Source organism: Micromonospora sp. CA-248212 (assembly GCF_050948405.1).
Taxonomy (GTDB): domain Bacteria; phylum Actinomycetota; class Actinomycetes; order Mycobacteriales; family Micromonosporaceae; genus Micromonospora.
The window spans coordinates 2,430,430-2,445,921 of record NZ_CP192023.1; the positions used below are offsets into that span (position 1 = coordinate 2,430,430).

Consider the following 15,492-nt stretch of genomic DNA (forward strand, 5'->3'; position numbering starts at 1 on the left):
CGCCGGCCCGCTCAGGCACGCCGGTAGGCGACCCGCGGTGGCGGCAGTTGGTGCACTCCGGCGAGGGTGATGGCCCCCAGGGCACCGGTCGTCCCGGTCACCTCGTAACCGAACCGGTCGCCGGTCATCGCCGCCGAACTCGTGCCGAGATTGAGGCCGGTGGCCGCGCCGGTGCTGCTGGCCCGCAACGTGGGCGGGGTGACACCGCTGGTCTGCCACACATGCCCGTACCAGTGCCAGCCGGCGGGCAGCAGCACGGGGACACTCAGCACCGACTCCCGGACCCCGACGGAGGTGACGGCGACGCTGCCGAAGTCGGCGATCGGGCCGAGCAGGGCGGGACGACCGGTGGTCGGATCGTGGGCGTACACGCCGTGCCGCAGCACCCCCGATCCCGCGACGGTCACCTCGACGCACACCCGGTCGACCGGGGTGGGCTCCGCCAGGTACACCGGGTGCAGCAGGAGCGACTGGTAGGCGCCGGTGTAGGTCACGTTCTGGGTCGGGCCGGCGAGGGCCAGGAAGTAACTGCCGCGCGGGCAGGTCGTCCCGGGCAGTGGCCCCACCTGCGCCGGGCCGGGCTCCGCACGCCACATGCCGTACCCGGTGGGCACCGCCATGGCGTACGAGATGCCGGCCACCGCGACCCGGTCCGGCACGGTGAGATTCGTCGGCCCCGCCGGGACCAGCAACCGGTGGAACAGTTGCGGCGCCGCCATCTGGGTCTGGGCGACCGCCTCGACCCGTTCGATCATCACGAAGTCGTTGGCGGAGTCCGACACGACGATCTCGGTGGCCGCCGAGGGCGGCGCGAGGTAGCGCCGGTAGGCGGTGCCGGTCACTGATTCGCCGGCGTCGAGGGTGCGACCCCACACCAGCTGCGGGTAGTTCTTCTTCAGGCTGGAGGTGATGAACCAGCCCTTGGCCGTGGTGTGCCGGGACCGGATCTCCGGCACGCCGTCGGCGACCGGCAGCAGACCGACGGCGATGCCCCACTGCTGGACCTGGCCGCTGTTGACCACCCACTGGGTCATGCTGCTCGCCGGCATCAGCCGGTTCGTGAGGGTCGCCGGAGTGAAGTCGGTGAGGGCCGCGAGCGTGTCGATGTTGGCCCACACCGACCAGTTCAGACCGCCGGCCGTGCCCACGTTCGGCATGAACTGCCGGCGGGTGCCGCCGGCCACCGGGGTCAACGGACCGCACTGGGTCACCCCGGCGTTCAGCGCGAAGCGTTCCAACGCGGCCACCGTCTGCCGGACCAGCAGACCCCCCTGCGACCAGCGGTAGACGTTCGAGATGCGGCACAGGGACGGGATCCGCGACATGATCGTGGCGATGGGCGTGCCGACGTTCGCCCGAGCGGTGTCGATCATCCCCTGGTAGGACGGGATAACGTAGGACTCCCGGATGGTCAGCTCCTGCCCCGTGAACCGGCCGTCCGGCACCGGCCGTCCGTCGAGCTCGACGGTCACCGTGTGGGAGTGGGTGGCCGGACGGATCTGCACGTCGGGCGTCAGACCCGTGATCGGCACGGTCGCCGTGTGGGTCGCCCCCGAGAGGTGGGTGAGCGGCGCGGCCGGCTTGACCCGGGCGCCCTGCGCGATGCCGTCGACGATCGTGTACGGGTTGCCGAAGAGCAGGCTGTCCGCGTTGGTGATGGCCAGCAGGGTGAAGGTGCGCGTCCCGTCGGTCCACTGCGAGCCCACGTCGACTGTCGTCTTGCCGTGATTGGCGACGGCGATCTGGTTGCCGACGTTGTAGCCGTGGTTGCCGCCGACGTACGACCAGCCGGTGTTGATCGGGCAGTTGTCGTCGGCGGTGTCGTGGATCTTCGTTCCGACGGCGGACATCACCGGCCACACCTGGGCGTCGGTCGCGGTCGAGGGCACCAGGGTGACCTGGGGTAGACCCGAGTGCCACATGCCGACCATCGCCTCGGCGTACGCCAGGTTGGCCGGCATCACCAGGTCCCGCGTGCCGTCGAAGCGAGACCTGACGGACATCAGGGCGTTGGATCGGTAGACGATCAACTCGGACATGGTCGGCACCTCCGCCGCGAACGCATGACGATGAACTTCACTGTGCGCCGCCGCGGCGAGGCTGGCCGTTTTCGGTCAGCACCCGGACAGGGTGAATTTCCCGCTGTCGCCGTCACGTGTCCCGTGTTCACTCGATGAACAGGTGATCGGTGTAAACGGGGGTTTTCATGCGCATTCTGATCACCGGCGGAGCCGGTTTCATCGGGTCCAATCTGGCCCGCGCCGCGATGGTCGAGCCCACCATCGGCGGGGTGACCGTCCTCGACGACCTCTCGGTCGGACTGCGGACCAACCTCGACGGTCTGCACGTCGAGCTGATCGAGGGCTCGATCCTGGACCCGGCCGCCCTGGACGCCGCGATGACGGGCCGCGACGCGGTGGTCCACCTGGCCGCGTTGCCCAGCGTTCCCCGGTCGCTGAGTGACCCGCTGGCCTCCCACCACGCGAACGCCACCGGCACCCTCATGGTGTTGGAGGCGGCGCGACGACACCGGGTCGCGCACGTCATCGTCGCCTCCTCCTCGTCGGTGTACGGCATGAACCCGGCCCTGCCCAAGACCGAGCTGACCTGGACCCGCCCGATGAGCCCGTACGCGGCCAGCAAGCTCGCCACCGAGGCGTACGCCCTGGCCCACCAGGCGTCGTTCGGGCTGCCGACAGTGGCTTTCCGCTTCTTCAACGTGTTCGGCCCCGGGCAGCGACACGACCACGCGTACGCGGCTGTCATCCCCCGCTTCGTGCACGCCGCGCTGCGCGACGAACCCGCGGTGGTGCACGGCGACGGGACGCAGTCGCGTGACTTCACCTACGTCGGTACGGTCTGCGACGTCATCCTGGACGCCGTCCGCCGCCGGGTACACCACCCTCACCCGGTGAACCTCGCCTTTGGCGCGCGGGCCAGCCTGTTGCAGGTCCTCGACGAGCTTGAGTGGTTGTGCGGCCGGCCGATCGTCCGCGAGTACGCGCCGCCACGCACCGGCGATGTCGCGCACTCCCTCGCCGACAACGCCGCGCTGCGTCAGCTCTTTCCGAACGTCGCACCTGTCGCCCGTGCCCAGGGCCTGCGGGCGACGGTCGAGTGGATGGCCGGTCGGTTGGACGCCGAGCGTGCCGTAGCCGCCGCGCCTCGGTGACCCGGGCAGCGAGTCGGGCCGTACCGGAGCCGCTGGCCCGGGTGCCGGCCGCCGCGCCACCGACCGGCAGCACGCTCGCGCCCGGCGAGCGGCCCTCGGCGGCGTCGAAGGATCGGGATCGCTCCGTCACGGTGGGCATCGCCGCCGCGATGGTGGCGAAGGGCATCGGCCTGGGCGCCCCGCTGGTCATCACCCCGGCCTGCTTCCGATTCCTCGGCGACCAACGGTACGGCCTCTGGATAGCGGTCACCGCCCTCACCGGGATGGCCTGGTTCGCCGATCTGGGACTGGGCAACGGGCTGCTCACCCGGCTCAGTCACCTGGCCGACGACCCCCGGCAACAGGCCCGGGAGGTCTCCAGCGCGTTCGCCACCCTCGGTGTGGTCGCGCTGGCGCTGCTCGCGGGCCTCGTGCTTGTCGTACCCGTGGTGTCCTGGGCCGCGCTGTTCAACGTCACCGACCCGGGCGTCGCCGCGGAGGCGCCCGCTCTGGTCCTGCTCTGCTTCGGCGCCTTCGCGGTCAACATTCCGCTCTCGCTGGTCCAGCGGGTCCAGTACGCCCGTGGCCAGGTGGTGCAGAGCAACATCTGGCAGTCGGCGGGCGCGCTGTTGGGGATGGCGGCCGTGCTCGGCGCCATCGCCGCCGGGTGGCGACCACTGGCGGTCATCGCCTGTGCGGTGCTGGCCGTGCCGGTGACCAACCTGCTCAACTGCGTGACGTACTTCTGGTCGCAGGATCGCGGCCGGCGGCCGGGCCCGAAGCACGTGCACCGGGCCACCGCGGTCGGCCTGCTCCGGTTGGGTCTGCGGTTCTTCGCGCTCACCACGATGTCGGCGATCGCGCTGAACGTGGACAGCCCGCTCGTCGCGAACGTCCTCGGGGCCACCACGGCGGCGCACTACGCGGTGGTGGGGAAGCTGTTCGGCGTCCTCTCGATCTTCGTCGGCCTGGTCGGTATGACGGTCTGGCCGGTCAACGGCGCGGCCCTGGCGCGGGGCGAGGTGGCCTGGGTGCGTCGCAACACGCGCCGCATGGTGCTGCTCTACGGGGGCATCGTGGGGACGGTCGGGGTGGTGCTGGTCGGCTACGGCCACCGGCTGATCGACCTGTGGGTGGGCGGCATCGACCGCGCCGAGATCCCGGTCGCGGTCCTGGTCGGGCTGGCGAGCTGGTCCCTGCTGATCGCGGTCACCTCACCGCTGATCCTGGTGCAGAACAGCATCGGGTTGCTCCGGCCGCAGTTCGTCGGCTGGGCCGCGTTCCTGCTGTTGGCGACCGCGCTCAAGGTCTGGGCGCTGCGACGGTTCGGGCTCGCCGGCCTGCCGGTGGCGGCCTGTGTCGCGTACGTGCTCACCATGTGGCCGGCCGTGTTCGTGGGGTACCGGCGGGCGGTCACCAGGGGAGCGTCGACGTGACCGGGGAGTGCCGGGTGCTGCGGGTCGTCGGCGAGCTGAACTTCGGCGGTACCGAGATGCGTACCGCCGAACTGCTGCCCCGGCTCTGGGCCGCCGGCGTCCAGGTGCACCTCGCGACGCTCAGCGACCACATCGGGCCCGGCCCGCTGGCCGGTGTGGTCCGCCGGCACGGCGGCACGGTCACCCCGATCCCGCTCGATTTCCGCTTTGCCGCCCGCTTCCTCGGACTGCTGCGGCGGGTACGCCCCGATGTGGTGCACGTCGACTGCGCCAACTTCTCCGGGGTGCTGCTCGCGCTCGCCGCCCTCCGGGGTGTGCCCGTCCGCGTCGCCCACTTCCGCGGCGACGACAACCAGCATCGCGATCTACGCCGACGTGTCTACCGCCGGGCCTTCAGACGGTTGCTGCGGGTCTTCGCCACCGACATCCTGGGCGTCTCGCCCAGCTCGCTCGCCGTCGCCTACGACCCGCGCTGGTACGACGATCCCCGCTGCCGGGTGGTGCTCAACGGACTTGACCTGGACCGGCTGCGTCGCCCCAGTCGGGACGACCTACGCGAGTTGATCGGCGCGCGCCCGGCCGATCTGGTCTGCGTCAGCGTCGGCCGGGCTTCGCCGGAGAAGCGGCGCTGGCTCCTGCCGCCGATCCTCGCCGAGTTGCGGGCCCGGGGAGTGCGGGCCCACGCGGTCCTCGTCGGGCCGGGCGACGACGTCGACGACGAGCGCGTCCGGGCGGCGGCGGTCGCCGCCGGTCTCGCCGAGCGGGTGCACCTGTTGGGCCCGCGCGACGACGTGGGCGGCCTGTTGAGCCAGGCCGACGTGGTCGTCCACCCGTCCTGCCTGGAAGGGCTGCCCGGGGGCGTGCTGGAGCCGGTCGCCCTGGGCATCGGCACGGTGGCCGCCGACCTGCCGGGGGTGCGCTTCATCAACGAGCATCTGCCCGGCGTGACGATCGTCGACACCGAGGCCGTGCCGGGGCAGTGGGCGCACGCGGTGTGCGTGGCGGCGACGTACACCGAGCAGACCTCGGCCTCGACGGCGGCGGAACGGTTCGCGCGCAGCGTCTTCGCCATCGACACGGCGGTCACCACCCACCTGGCGATCTACCGCCGGTGGGTGTCGTGCCGCCCGGCGCGGCCCCAGCCGCCCGCCTTCTCGACACGGGGAGAGAGATGAACGATCAGACAACGGTGCTCGGCCGGCAGCCGCGACCGGCGGCGGGGTCGACCGCCCGCACCGCCCGGCCGCGTCCACTGCTGGTGGGCGCGTACGCGTTCCCGTACGGGGACGCCACCTCGAACCGGCTGCTGCAACTCGCCCGTTGCGCCGCGCCCGAGGGTGCGCGCACGCTCGTCGTCAACGACTGGCCGTGCGAGGTGGCCTTCCCGGCCGGGCAGCTCGGCGCGGCCGGGATCGACCTGGTCACTCTGCGGATCCGAGGTCGACACCACCTCACCCGCGCGTCGGCCCGGCTCGCCCGGCCGCTGCGGGTCCTGCGGGCCGTCCGCCGGGCGCGGGTGGGTCGCGGGGACGTGAGCGTCGTGCTGTTGCCGATGGCCCTGCTGACCCTCGGCAACTGGGCGACCCTGCGCCTCGTGCTGCGCTGCCCGGTGGTGGTGGACGCCAGCGAGCGCCACGACCGACGGCAGTTCCGCCGCGGCTGGCTCACCCCGTACTTCGTCCGGCACCGCTGGTCGACGTTCCTGGCGACCCGGCTCGTGGATCGGGCCACGGCGGTCTCCACCACGCTGGCCGACTACCTGACGGGCCACGGCCTGGACGTGCTGGTGGTGCCGCCGCAGGTGGACTGCGACGAGTTCCGGGCGCCGCAACCACCCCCGATCAGCGCGGGCCTGCGCCTGCTCTACGCCGGCACGCCCGGGCGCAAGGACATGCTCGACGTGATCCTGCGGGGGCTCAGCCGGCTCACTCCGGAGCAGCAGCGGCGGGTCAGCCTTACGATCGCCGGGGTGAGCGCGCGGGACGCCGCCGCCCACTCCGACCTGGACCTGACGGTGCTGGACGCCGTCTCGGCCGACGTGCGGTTCCTCGGCCGCGTTCCGCGCGAGACCGTGCTGACCCTCCTGTCGGAGTCGCACTTCTCGATGCTGGTCCGCCCCACCGGCGGGTACGCGGCCAACGGGTTTCCGTCCAAGGTGCCGGAGAGCCTCGCCGCCGGGTGCCCGGTGCTGCTCAACCACACGAGTGACCTGGCCGCCTACGTCCACGACGGGATCGAGGGTCTGGTGCTCGACGGCAACGGCCCGGACGACGTCCGGGTGGCCATCGAGCGGGCGTTGCGGCTGCGCGACGAGGAGTGGACGGCGATGAGCGGAGCTGCCCGTTCGCGGGCCCGGGAGTCGTTCGACCACCGTTCCTGGCGGGACCGGGTCAGCGCCTTCGTGACGGCGGGCCGGGGCGACTGAGGCGACGCCCGCCCGCCGAAGGCACGCGCCAGGGCATCCCGGGGCGGCCGTCGGCGCTGCCGGCGGGCACTCAGCGCAGCAGGACGATGGGTCGGCGCGGTGTGGCGTCGTCGAACATGCCGGCCCGTTGCCGGCGCGCCTCCGCGTGGGGCGGGTTGGCCTGAGCGGCGTCCCGGCCGGCGGGGGCCCGATCCTTCGGCAGGTGCAGCAGCGCGGCGGCGACCACGGTCCAGAACACGTACGGATAGGTCTGGCCCGTGCCGAACATGGCCGACTCGGTGACCTGGATCAGCAGGCCGGTGACGACGAGCCAGACCAGCCCCGCGTCGGCCCGCCGCACCGGGGCCCGCACCGCGACCCGCCCGGCGGCCACCAGCAACACCACCAGCGGTGGCACCGCGACGAGCCCCAACTCCAGCAGCAGCTGGAGGTAGCTGTTGTGCACCACGCTGACGCCGGCGGTCCCGAAGAACTCGTCGGCGCTGGCCAGCTCGAACAGGTGATTCCGCGATGCGTACCCGAAGCCCAGCGTGGGCCGGTTCTGCCACCACAGGTCGATGGTCGTCTGCCACATCTGGGTTCGCCCGTTGGACAGGTCGCCGCCGGTGGGGTCGGTGAAGCGCATGACGAACTGGCGCATCCAGGGTGCGGCGAAGATGGTGGGCAGCAGGTTGAGCAGGTATGCCACCAGCAGCAGGGCGGTCGCCCCGGCGGCCAGCCGGACCACCCGGCCGAGACCGTGGCGCACCACGAGCCAGAGCGCGCCGACGAGCACGGCGATCAGCGCGGTACGCGACTGGGACAACAGGAGGCTGACGGCGGCCGGCGCCAGGCCGAGGAGCGTGACGGGCCGCCGGGACTGCCGGTGGACGGCCCAGCCCAGCGGGATCGTCAGGGCGCAGACGATGCCGAGCATGTTCGGGTTGTTGTAGAGGCCCTGGAACCGGGCGACGCTGGAGGTCGCCGCGACGAGCGTGCCGTCGACGAACCCGATGCCGAGGCTGACCACGATGGACGCGGTGAGGACCAGGTAGACCACGCGCAGGTCGGCCATCATGACCGCACGATCGGGCCATCGACGCCGGACGAGTACGTGCACCAGGGCGGCCAGGAGCAGCAGCGCGACGCCCCGCTGGAGGGTCTCCATCGGAACCACCGACCAGGCGAAGCTCACCGTGGCGAGACCGGCCATCGCCCAGAGCGCGCCGACGAACACGCTGGTCCAGGCATCGCTGCGGGCCGGCGTCCGGACCGGGAGGCAGAGGCCCCAGAGGACCAGGCCGCTGACCGCCGCGTACCGAGGGTAGAAGCTGGCGTCGACGAGCGCCGGCACGTTGGACGAGGCGCATACCAGTAGCCCCATGGTCAGGGTCAGCATCCACCGCCAGCCGTCGACCCGCCGGCTGAAGGCGAGCAGCAGCACCAGCGCGACCAACCCGGTCGCGACAAGCGGGGCGGTGATGGCGGCGACGGTGGTGACCACCACCAGACACGTCGCGACGACGAGCAGGCCCAGTTGGCCCATCCGGTTTCCCACGTGATGTCCTTTGAAGTCCGGCCGCCGGCGTTGCCCGCGGTCGTTGGGTGGACCGCCCTCAGCGAGGCAGGTCCTGTAGGCCCGGTTGGGCCGTTTCGGCAGCCCAGCGGGCCCTGGCGGCGTGCATCGCCCGGATCATGTCCGGCCAGTGCGGCGGTCGGTACCCGGTGGCCTTGGCGAGGGCGTCCGCGTTCATCGACCGGTCGCAGGTGAACTCGTCGTCCGGGACGATGTCACCGGGCCACCCGTAGACCTCGGCGACCAGGCGGAGCAGGTCGTACTTGGAGATCGGCTCGGCGGCGACGTGGTAGAGCCCGGCCAGCTCCGTCCGGGGCAGGATCACCGTCCGGAGCAGTCGGGCGAACTCGACGGTCGTCACGCCGCTGTAGATGGCCCTCGTGAAACCGCGTACCTGGCCTCGCTGGGAGAGGAACCAGTCCACGAGGGAGCGGTTCGTGTCCAGCTCGTGCCCGATGATCGAGGTGCGGAGGGTGAGCGCGGAGACCCCGCGCGCCTCACCCAGCAGCTTCGACCGCCCGTACAGGTCCGGCGGGTCCGGCAGGTCGTCCTCGACGTAGCCACCCCGCCGGCCGGAGAAGACACAGTCGGTGCTGACGTGGATCAGGCGACTGCCGAGGGGCCCGCAGGCCTCGGCGAGCAGATGGGGGAAGAGCGCGTTGAGGGTGACCGTCTGCACCGCGTCCTGCACATCGGGCCGTTGCTTGATCACACCCACGCAGTTCACGACGACGTCCGGCCGCAGGTCGTCGACGATCTGCCGGACCTCGTCGAAGCGGGTCGCGTCGACGGCCGGGGTGATCCGGTCGAGCAGACGCGGCGGGTACCACCCCGCGCGGTCCTCGATGCTCCGGGCGACGCCGTGGACGTCGAGGTCCGCGTCGTCGCTCAGCTCCCGCAGGACAGCGTGGCCGAGCATGCCGGTGACGCCGACGACGAGGACCCGTCGCGTCGGGCGCGGCTCGTCCGCGCCGGGGCCGCTGCGTCGGCGGGGGACGAACTCCGGTCGCCGGCCACCGGTGCCGGTGCTCATGCCGTTACGACCGCCGCCGCCGCGGCCTCGACCTGCGCCCGTACCTCGGGCAGCGTCAGCAGCAGCGCCTCGATCTCCGGTACGGACAACCGCCGGGCGTTGTGCGAGTGGAAGTCGGCCATGTTGCCGCTCTCGACGTCGCCCTCCTCGAAGTAGAGGGAGTAGTTGAGGTCACGACTGTCCACCGGCACCCGAAGGAACTCGCCAAGATCCTCGACGTGGGCGAGTTCCTCGCGGCTGGCCAGCGTCTCGTACAGCTTCTCCCCGTGCCGGATGCCGAGCACGTTGAACTTCGCCGGGACGCGGAACAGGTTGCACAGCGCGGTGGCCAGGTCGCCGATGGTGCAGGCGTCGGCCTTGCGGATGAAGACGTCGCCTGGCTGGCCGTACCGGAAGGCGTGCTCCACCAGGTCGACCGACTGCGGCAGGGACATCAGGAACCGGGTCATCGACGGCTCGGTCACCGTCGGCAGGCCACCGCGCAGGATCTGGTCGATGAACAGCGGGATCACCGATCCGCGCGAGTACATGACGTTGCCGTAGCGCACGCAGCAGACCCGGGTACGCGCTTCCGGATTGTTGCGGGAGTGCGCCTGCGCGACCTTCTCCATCAGCGCTTTGGTCATGCCCATCGCGTTTACCGGATAGACGGCCTTGTCGGTGCTCAACAGCACCAGCGCCTCGACGCCGACGCGTTCGCAGGCGTCCACCACGTTCGCGCTGCCGAGCACATTGGTGCGGACGGCCTCCAGTGGGAAGAACTCGCACGAGGGGACCTGCTTCAGGGCTGCGGCGTGAAAGACGAACTCCATTCCCCGCGCGGCCTTGAGCACACTGTCGTAGTCGCGGACGTCGCCGACGTAGTAGCGGACCCGGTCGTCGCCGAGGCGGTGCCGCATCGCGTCCTGCTTCGACTCGTCCCGGCTGAGTACGCGCACCTCGGCGGCCCCGGCGTCGAGCAGTCGGGAGACCATCGTCTGACCGAAGGATCCCGTGCCACCGGTGATCAGGAATCGCCGGTCCGAAAGCGAGGAAACCACATCTTCTCCTGCCTGTTTCCCGAAGGCCATCCTCGGGATTCGGATTCTCGTCGAACGCGACCCTACGCTGGCCTTGGAGGTGTCGTGACCGCTTCCGCCAAAAGCAATTCGAGTCGCGTTCACCTCTAATGGAGCCGACAAATACGCGAGCAGGGCTCGGCGCGCCGAAGTGGTCGCCGCGCTCCATTGTCGACGCGCCGGAGCGCCCTATCGTGAAAGTCGGAAGTGGTGCTCGAAATGGTGGTATGCGTTGTCCATGGCAAAAGTTGCTCTCCATGCGGCACATACGCGCGCCGGCACCTCCGGCCCGACGACCGGTCGGGAGACACCTCGGGACGGCACCACGACGCGCCGACCGTACGATCGCTGGAAGCGGCTTCTCGACGTCATCGGCGCTCTCCTCGTCCTGTCGCTCGGCGCCCCCGTACTGGCCGTGGTGGCCCTGGTGGTGCTGGTGGCGCACGGGCGGCCGGTGCTGTTCCGGCACACCCGCCCGGGGTTGCACGGCGAACTGTTCGAGGTGGTCAAGTTCCGGACCATGCGCCACCCCGATCCGGATCGAGGGCTGGTGAGCGACGCGGATCGGCTGACCCGGGTGGGCCGCTGGCTGCGGGCCAGCAGCCTTGACGAGCTGCCGGAGTTCTGGAACGTGCTGCGGGGCGAGATGAGCGTGGTCGGTCCCCGCCCGCACCTCGTGCGCTACCTCAGCCTCTACAACCCGGAACAGGCCCGACGACACGACGTGCGACCGGGCATCACCGGGCTGGCCCAGGTGCGTGGCCGAAACGCGCTGGACTGGGACGCGAAGTTCACCTACGACGTCGAGTACGTCGACCGCCGCTCCTTCCTGCTGGATCTGCGGATCGTCCTGGCCACGATCTGGGTGGTGCTCAGTCGCCAGGGCATCTCCGCGCCGGGCGCGGCCACCTGGCACGAGTTCACCGGTAACCCACCCGCGCAGCCGACCGTCGACCACGACTCCGCCCACCGGCGATGAACCGGGTCCTGCTCCTGGGGGCCGGTGGATTCCTCGGCCGGCACATCCGGACGGCGCTGGCCGCCCACGCCACCGTCCGGTCGATCACCCGCGCCGAGTGTGACCTGGTCCGGGTCGAGCTGCGCGACCTGACCGCGCTCATCGCCCGGGAGCGACCGGACACGGTGGTGACGGCGGCCGGACGGATCGTCGGCTCCGGCCACGACTTCGTGCAGGCGCACGTGGTGGCGACCGCGAAGCTGATCGAAGCGGTGGCCGCCGCCGCCCCCGGGGCCCGCCTGATCCGGATCGGCTCGGCCGCCGAGTACGGCGCCGTGCCGCACGGCCTCGCCGTCACTGAGGAGTACCAGGGCACGCCCGTCAGCGAGTACGGGCTCAGCCACCTGGCCGCCACGCGGTTGGCGGAGCTGGCCGGCGGGGCGGGCCGACTCGACACGATGGTGTTGCGCATCTTCAACCCGGTCGGGCCCGGCATGCCGGCGGGCAACGTGCTCACCCGGGTGACCGCGATGGTGAGGTCGGCGGTCGCTACCGGATCGGAGGACATCGCCGTGGGCCTGCACGACACGTACCGGGACTTCGTCGACGTCCGGGACGTCGCCTCGGCGGTCCTCGCCGCGGCGAGCTGCCGCCCGGGGCCCGCCCGGGTCTTCAACGTGGGCAGCGGTAGGGCGGTGGCGACGCGCGACGTCGTCCGGTTGTTGGCGGAGGTGTCGGGCTTCACCGGTGACATCCGGGACGGCAGCTTCGCGCCGGACGCCGATCGCTCAGCCGCCGTGCCGTGGATGTGCGCCGACATCGAGCGCGCGAACCGGGTGCTCGGGTGGACGCCCGCACACGACCTCGGTGATTCGCTGGCAACACTGTGGCAGGCCGACGGCGACCAGCCCGCCCGTCCGGTCGCCGGCTCGGCAGCGCGGTGAAGCCCATGCGGATCGGCATGCTCAGCCAGTGGTTCGACCCGGAGCCGGGCGCGGCGGCGCTCCCCGGGATGCTCGCTCGGGCTCTCGTCCGCCGAGGACACGAGGTCCAGGTCCTCACCGGGTTCCCCAATTACCCGACCGGCGAGTTGGCGCCCGGCTTTCGGGTGACCCGTCGGCTCGACGAGGTCGACGGGACGACCCGGATCCGCCGGGTGGCCCTCTATCCCAGCCATGACCGCTCCGCGCTGCGCCGGCTGGCGAACTACGGCTCCTTCGCCGCCTCGGCGCTGGTGTCCGGCACGTCGGCGCTGCGCGGCGTGGACGCCCTCTGGGTCGGCAACTCGCCGATCAGCGTCGCCCTGCCGATGTGGTTCACCCGGTACGTCCAGCGGGTGCCGGTGCTGCTGCACGTGCTGGACCTGTGGCCCGACAGCGCGGTGGCCAGCGGCTTCATCGGCACCGACCGGGTGTCCCGGATGATCGAGCGGGGGATGAGCGGCTGGTGCGGTGGGATGTACCGCAGCGCCGGCCGGGTCGCCTACGTCTCGCCCAGCGCCGCCGACCTGCTCGCCAGCCGAGGCGTACCCCGGGAGAAGCTCGTCCACATTCCGGTGTGGGCCGACGAGACGCCGAGGACGGGCGTCGCGGACCTGCGCGCCGAGTTCGGGCTCCGCGAGGACCAGGTGGTGCTGGTGTACGCGGGCACGCTCGGTGAGGCGCAGGGGCTCGACTCGCTCATCGACGCCTGCGCCCGGATCAACGATCCGCGACTGGTCTGCCTGATCGCCGGCTCCGGCACCACCGAGGAGCGGCTGCGCCGTCGGGCCGAAGAGCTGAACGCGACACACGTGCGGTTCCTGGGGCGGCTGCCCCGGGAGCGGATGCCCGCGTTGATGGCCACCGGTGACGCGCACTACGTGAGCCTGCGACCCGGCGGCATGTCGGCGTACACGATGCCCAGCAAGGTGCAGGCCACCCTCGCTGCCGGGCGGGCCCTGCTGGTCGCCGCGCAGGGGGACGCCGCAGCCGTCGCGCACGACAGCGGCGCGGGTATCACCGCCCGACCCGGTGACCCCGACTCGATCGCCGACGCGCTACGGGAACTCTGCGACCTGGGCCGGGAGAAGCTCGAGCTGCTCGGTCAGGCCGGCCGGGCGCACTACGACCGGGTCTTCTCCGTCGCCGCCGGCGCCGAGCGGGTCGAGCAGGCGCTGGGCGAGGCGGTGGAGAGCCACCGACGGCGCTGACCCGCTGCAGCACGTTTCAAAGTGGGCGGCTCGTCCAGACTGGTGGCGCGCGCGGCCACCGTCCGAGCGGGGTGAGTCGATCGCGGTCTCCGACCAGGCCGAGGCTCCCGTTGTGGCCTCGGCCTTGTGCAGCTCCCGGCCTCGACGGGGCGAGCTGTAGAGTCGCGACGGCCGGTCGGGCGAGGGAAGCACCGACCGGACCGGCGAGGGGATGGCGCGTGCTGCACCTGAGGGTGATCACCCCGGAGAGCAGGACGACGGATGTCGTCGACCTGCTCTCCGCAGAGGCAGGAGTGACTCACCTCGCCGTGCTGCCGGGTGCCGCCCGGCAACCGCGTGGTGATCTCATCCTCTGCGACGTGGTGCGGGAGAGCGCGGACCGTGTGCTGCGGGAGTTGCGGCGACTCGGCGTGGACACCAGCGGCGGCATCGCGGCCGAGGACATCGAGCTGACCATCTCCGCGGCGGCCGACCGGGCGGCGGACCGGGCGCCGGGCAGTGGCGCGGACGCGGTGGTCTGGGACGAGATTGCCGCGAAGACCGGTGAGCAGACGGAACTGTCCGGCACGTACCTCGTACTGATCGTGGTGGCCACCATGATCGCCGGCATCGGGGTGCTGCTGGACCAGCCGATTCTCATCGTCGGGGCGATGGTCGTCGGTCCGGAGTTCGGCCCCCTCGCCGCGCTGTGCGTGGCGTTGCTGCGCCGCCGGCTCGGGGTGATCGGCCGCTCGGTGCAGGCTCTCGTGGTCGGCTTCGTGGCGGCCATGGTGGCGACCGTGCTGAGCACCTGGGCGCTGACCGCCGCCGGCCTGGTCAGTCGGGAGATGCTGCTCGCCGAACGCCCACTCACCGATTTCATCTGGCGGCCGGACGCGCTGTCCTGGGTGGTCGGTCTCCTCGCCGGCGTGGCCGGGATGCTCTCGTTGACGTCGAAGAAGTCCGGCAGCCTGGTCGGGGTGCTGATCTCGGTGACGACGGTCCCGGCAGCGGCGAACGTGGCGGTGGCTGCCGCCTACGGAGTATGGGACGAAGCGGGCGGCTCGGCACTCCAACTGGTCATCAACCTGAGTGCGATCGTCCTGGCCGGCCTGCTCACCCTCGTGGTGCAGCAGGCCTGGTGGTGGGGTCTGGCTCGCCGGTCCCGTCGTCCAGCAACCGGGTGAGCAGCGTCCGCAACGGGATCGACTCGCCGTCTCGTCCACCGGACCCGACCACCAACGGTGCCGGGCTGGGTTCCGGGTCGGCGCCGAACAGCCGGGCCCGCAGACCTCCGGGCACGGTCAGCAGGTGGAACCGGCCGGCCACATCCACCGCCCGGGTCTCGGCCCGGTCGACGTACCAGCCGGTCAGCCTGGTCCGGTAGCGCCCGCGCCCGTCGTAACCCCGGGCGACCAGCCGGGTGGTGCGCAGCCCCCGCCGGGTCGCCTCGGCCACGAACCAGGCCACCAGCTTCGCCGCCTCGGCCTGCTCGGCGGCCCGCCGCCGCGCGTCCGCGTCGGCATGCGCGCGCACCGCCTGCCGCTGCTGCTCCCGCCACGTCCGGCCGTCCGGCTCATTCACGACGCCGACGGTACGCACGGGGCTCAGTCGAGCGGCCCGCAGGGTGCCCCGGGCGATCGCGGCCATCACCACGTTGGTCTAGACGTAGTACGGCAGCGCGTTGATCGCCTGCTGTAGCCCCG

13 protein-coding genes are annotated in these 15,492 nt (G+C 71.7%); 8 read left to right on the plus strand and 5 right to left on the minus strand.

The window, feature by feature from the left end; all coding sequences use genetic code 11:
* Window positions 1-11 precede the first annotated feature (11 nt).
* On the minus strand, window positions 12-2,039 hold the full coding sequence (locus tag ACQP03_RS11790; protein WP_357171572.1) for a hypothetical protein: 2,028 nt from the start codon (window positions 2,037-2,039) through the stop codon (window positions 12-14).
* Window positions 2,040-2,206: 167 nt separating this feature from the next.
* Between ACQP03_RS11790 and ACQP03_RS11795 the strand changes: the two genes are divergently transcribed.
* The 4 genes from ACQP03_RS11795 to ACQP03_RS11810 are packed head-to-tail and all read left to right on the plus strand — an operon-like array spanning window position 2,207 to window position 7,012.
* A complete protein-coding gene (locus tag ACQP03_RS11795) occupies window positions 2,207-3,172 on the plus strand; it encodes an NAD-dependent epimerase/dehydratase family protein (RefSeq protein WP_357119971.1) in 966 nt (321 codons plus the stop codon).
* Entirely contained in the window at window positions 3,169-4,587 is a 1,419-nt protein-coding gene (locus ACQP03_RS11800; protein ID WP_433460880.1) for a lipopolysaccharide biosynthesis protein, read from the plus strand. The genes ACQP03_RS11795 and ACQP03_RS11800 overlap by 4 nt, the downstream gene beginning before the upstream one ends.
* Window positions 4,584-5,762 (plus strand): glycosyltransferase, encoded by a 1,179-nt coding sequence (locus ACQP03_RS11805; RefSeq protein ID WP_433460881.1) that lies wholly within the window; start codon window positions 4,584-4,586, stop codon window positions 5,760-5,762. The genes ACQP03_RS11800 and ACQP03_RS11805 overlap by 4 nt, the downstream gene beginning before the upstream one ends.
* Window positions 5,759-7,012, plus strand: a complete 1,254-nt coding sequence (locus tag ACQP03_RS11810) for a glycosyltransferase (RefSeq protein WP_357119962.1) — start codon at window positions 5,759-5,761, stop codon at window positions 7,010-7,012. Before ACQP03_RS11805 ends, ACQP03_RS11810 begins: the two co-directional genes overlap by 4 nt.
* 70 nt (window positions 7,013-7,082) lie before the next feature.
* Here ACQP03_RS11810 and ACQP03_RS11815 read toward each other — a convergent pair whose 3' ends face one another.
* Genes ACQP03_RS11815 through ACQP03_RS11825 form a run of 3 tightly spaced genes read right to left on the minus strand, consistent with a single transcriptional unit; the run spans window position 7,083 to window position 10,640 of the window.
* Complete coding sequence (locus tag ACQP03_RS11815; protein WP_433460882.1) at window positions 7,083-8,549, minus strand: O-antigen ligase family protein; 1,467 nt, start codon at window positions 8,547-8,549, stop codon at window positions 7,083-7,085.
* Window positions 8,550-8,607: 58 nt separating this feature from the next.
* Window positions 8,608-9,600 (minus strand): dTDP-4-dehydrorhamnose reductase family protein, encoded by a 993-nt coding sequence (locus tag ACQP03_RS11820; protein ID WP_357119956.1) that lies wholly within the window; start codon window positions 9,598-9,600, stop codon window positions 8,608-8,610.
* A complete protein-coding gene (locus tag ACQP03_RS11825) occupies window positions 9,597-10,640 on the minus strand; it encodes a polysaccharide biosynthesis protein (RefSeq protein ID WP_357119952.1) in 1,044 nt (347 codons plus the stop codon). The genes ACQP03_RS11820 and ACQP03_RS11825 overlap by 4 nt, the downstream gene beginning before the upstream one ends.
* 256 nt (window positions 10,641-10,896) lie before the next feature.
* Here ACQP03_RS11825 and ACQP03_RS11830 point away from each other — a divergent pair, with 256 nt between their 5' ends.
* The 4 genes from ACQP03_RS11830 (at window position 10,897) to ACQP03_RS11845 (ending at window position 14,973) form a co-directional block, all read left to right on the plus strand.
* The gene (locus tag ACQP03_RS11830; RefSeq protein ID WP_396832200.1) at window positions 10,897-11,637 is read left to right on the plus strand and encodes a sugar transferase; all 741 of its coding nucleotides are present in this window, start codon (window positions 10,897-10,899) and stop codon (window positions 11,635-11,637) included.
* Complete coding sequence (locus ACQP03_RS11835) at window positions 11,634-12,560, plus strand: NAD-dependent epimerase/dehydratase family protein (RefSeq protein ID WP_396832199.1); 927 nt, start codon at window positions 11,634-11,636, stop codon at window positions 12,558-12,560. Before ACQP03_RS11830 ends, ACQP03_RS11835 begins: the two co-directional genes overlap by 4 nt.
* 5 nt (window positions 12,561-12,565) lie before the next feature.
* On the plus strand, window positions 12,566-13,807 hold the full coding sequence (locus tag ACQP03_RS11840) for a glycosyltransferase family 4 protein (RefSeq protein WP_357171575.1): 1,242 nt from the start codon (window positions 12,566-12,568) through the stop codon (window positions 13,805-13,807).
* A gap of 218 nt (window positions 13,808-14,025) precedes the next feature.
* Window positions 14,026-14,973: a DUF389 domain-containing protein gene (locus tag ACQP03_RS11845; RefSeq protein WP_357119940.1), complete on the plus strand. Its 948-nt coding sequence runs from the start codon at window positions 14,026-14,028 to the stop codon at window positions 14,971-14,973.
* On the opposite strand, the gene ACQP03_RS11850 is transcribed toward ACQP03_RS11845, so the two are convergent.
* Window positions 14,903-15,370, minus strand: a complete 468-nt coding sequence (locus tag ACQP03_RS11850; RefSeq protein WP_357119937.1) for a hypothetical protein — start codon at window positions 15,368-15,370, stop codon at window positions 14,903-14,905. The two genes, ACQP03_RS11845 and ACQP03_RS11850, sit on opposite strands and share 71 nt — an antisense overlap.
* Window positions 15,371-15,492: the final 122 nt, after the last annotated feature.

Excerpts from the sequence above, each read along its gene's own strand:
- ACQP03_RS11790 (WP_357171572.1), bottom strand. The coding sequence starts at position 2,039 with ATGTCCGAGTTGATCGTCTACCGATCCAACGCCCTGATGTCCGTCAGG.
- ACQP03_RS11795 (WP_357119971.1), top strand. The coding sequence starts at position 2,207 with ATGCGCATTCTGATCACCGGCGGAGCCGGTTTCATCGGGTCCAATCTG.
- ACQP03_RS11810 (WP_357119962.1), top strand. The coding sequence starts at position 5,759 with ATGAACGATCAGACAACGGTGCTCGGCCGGCAGCCGCGACCGGCGGCG.
- ACQP03_RS11820 (WP_357119956.1), bottom strand. The coding sequence starts at position 9,600 with ATGAGCACCGGCACCGGTGGCCGGCGACCGGAGTTCGTCCCCCGCCGA.
- ACQP03_RS11830 (WP_396832200.1), top strand. The coding sequence starts at position 10,897 with ATGGCAAAAGTTGCTCTCCATGCGGCACATACGCGCGCCGGCACCTCC.
- ACQP03_RS11835 (WP_396832199.1), top strand. The coding sequence starts at position 11,634 with ATGAACCGGGTCCTGCTCCTGGGGGCCGGTGGATTCCTCGGCCGGCAC.
- ACQP03_RS11840 (WP_357171575.1), top strand. The coding sequence starts at position 12,566 with ATGCGGATCGGCATGCTCAGCCAGTGGTTCGACCCGGAGCCGGGCGCG.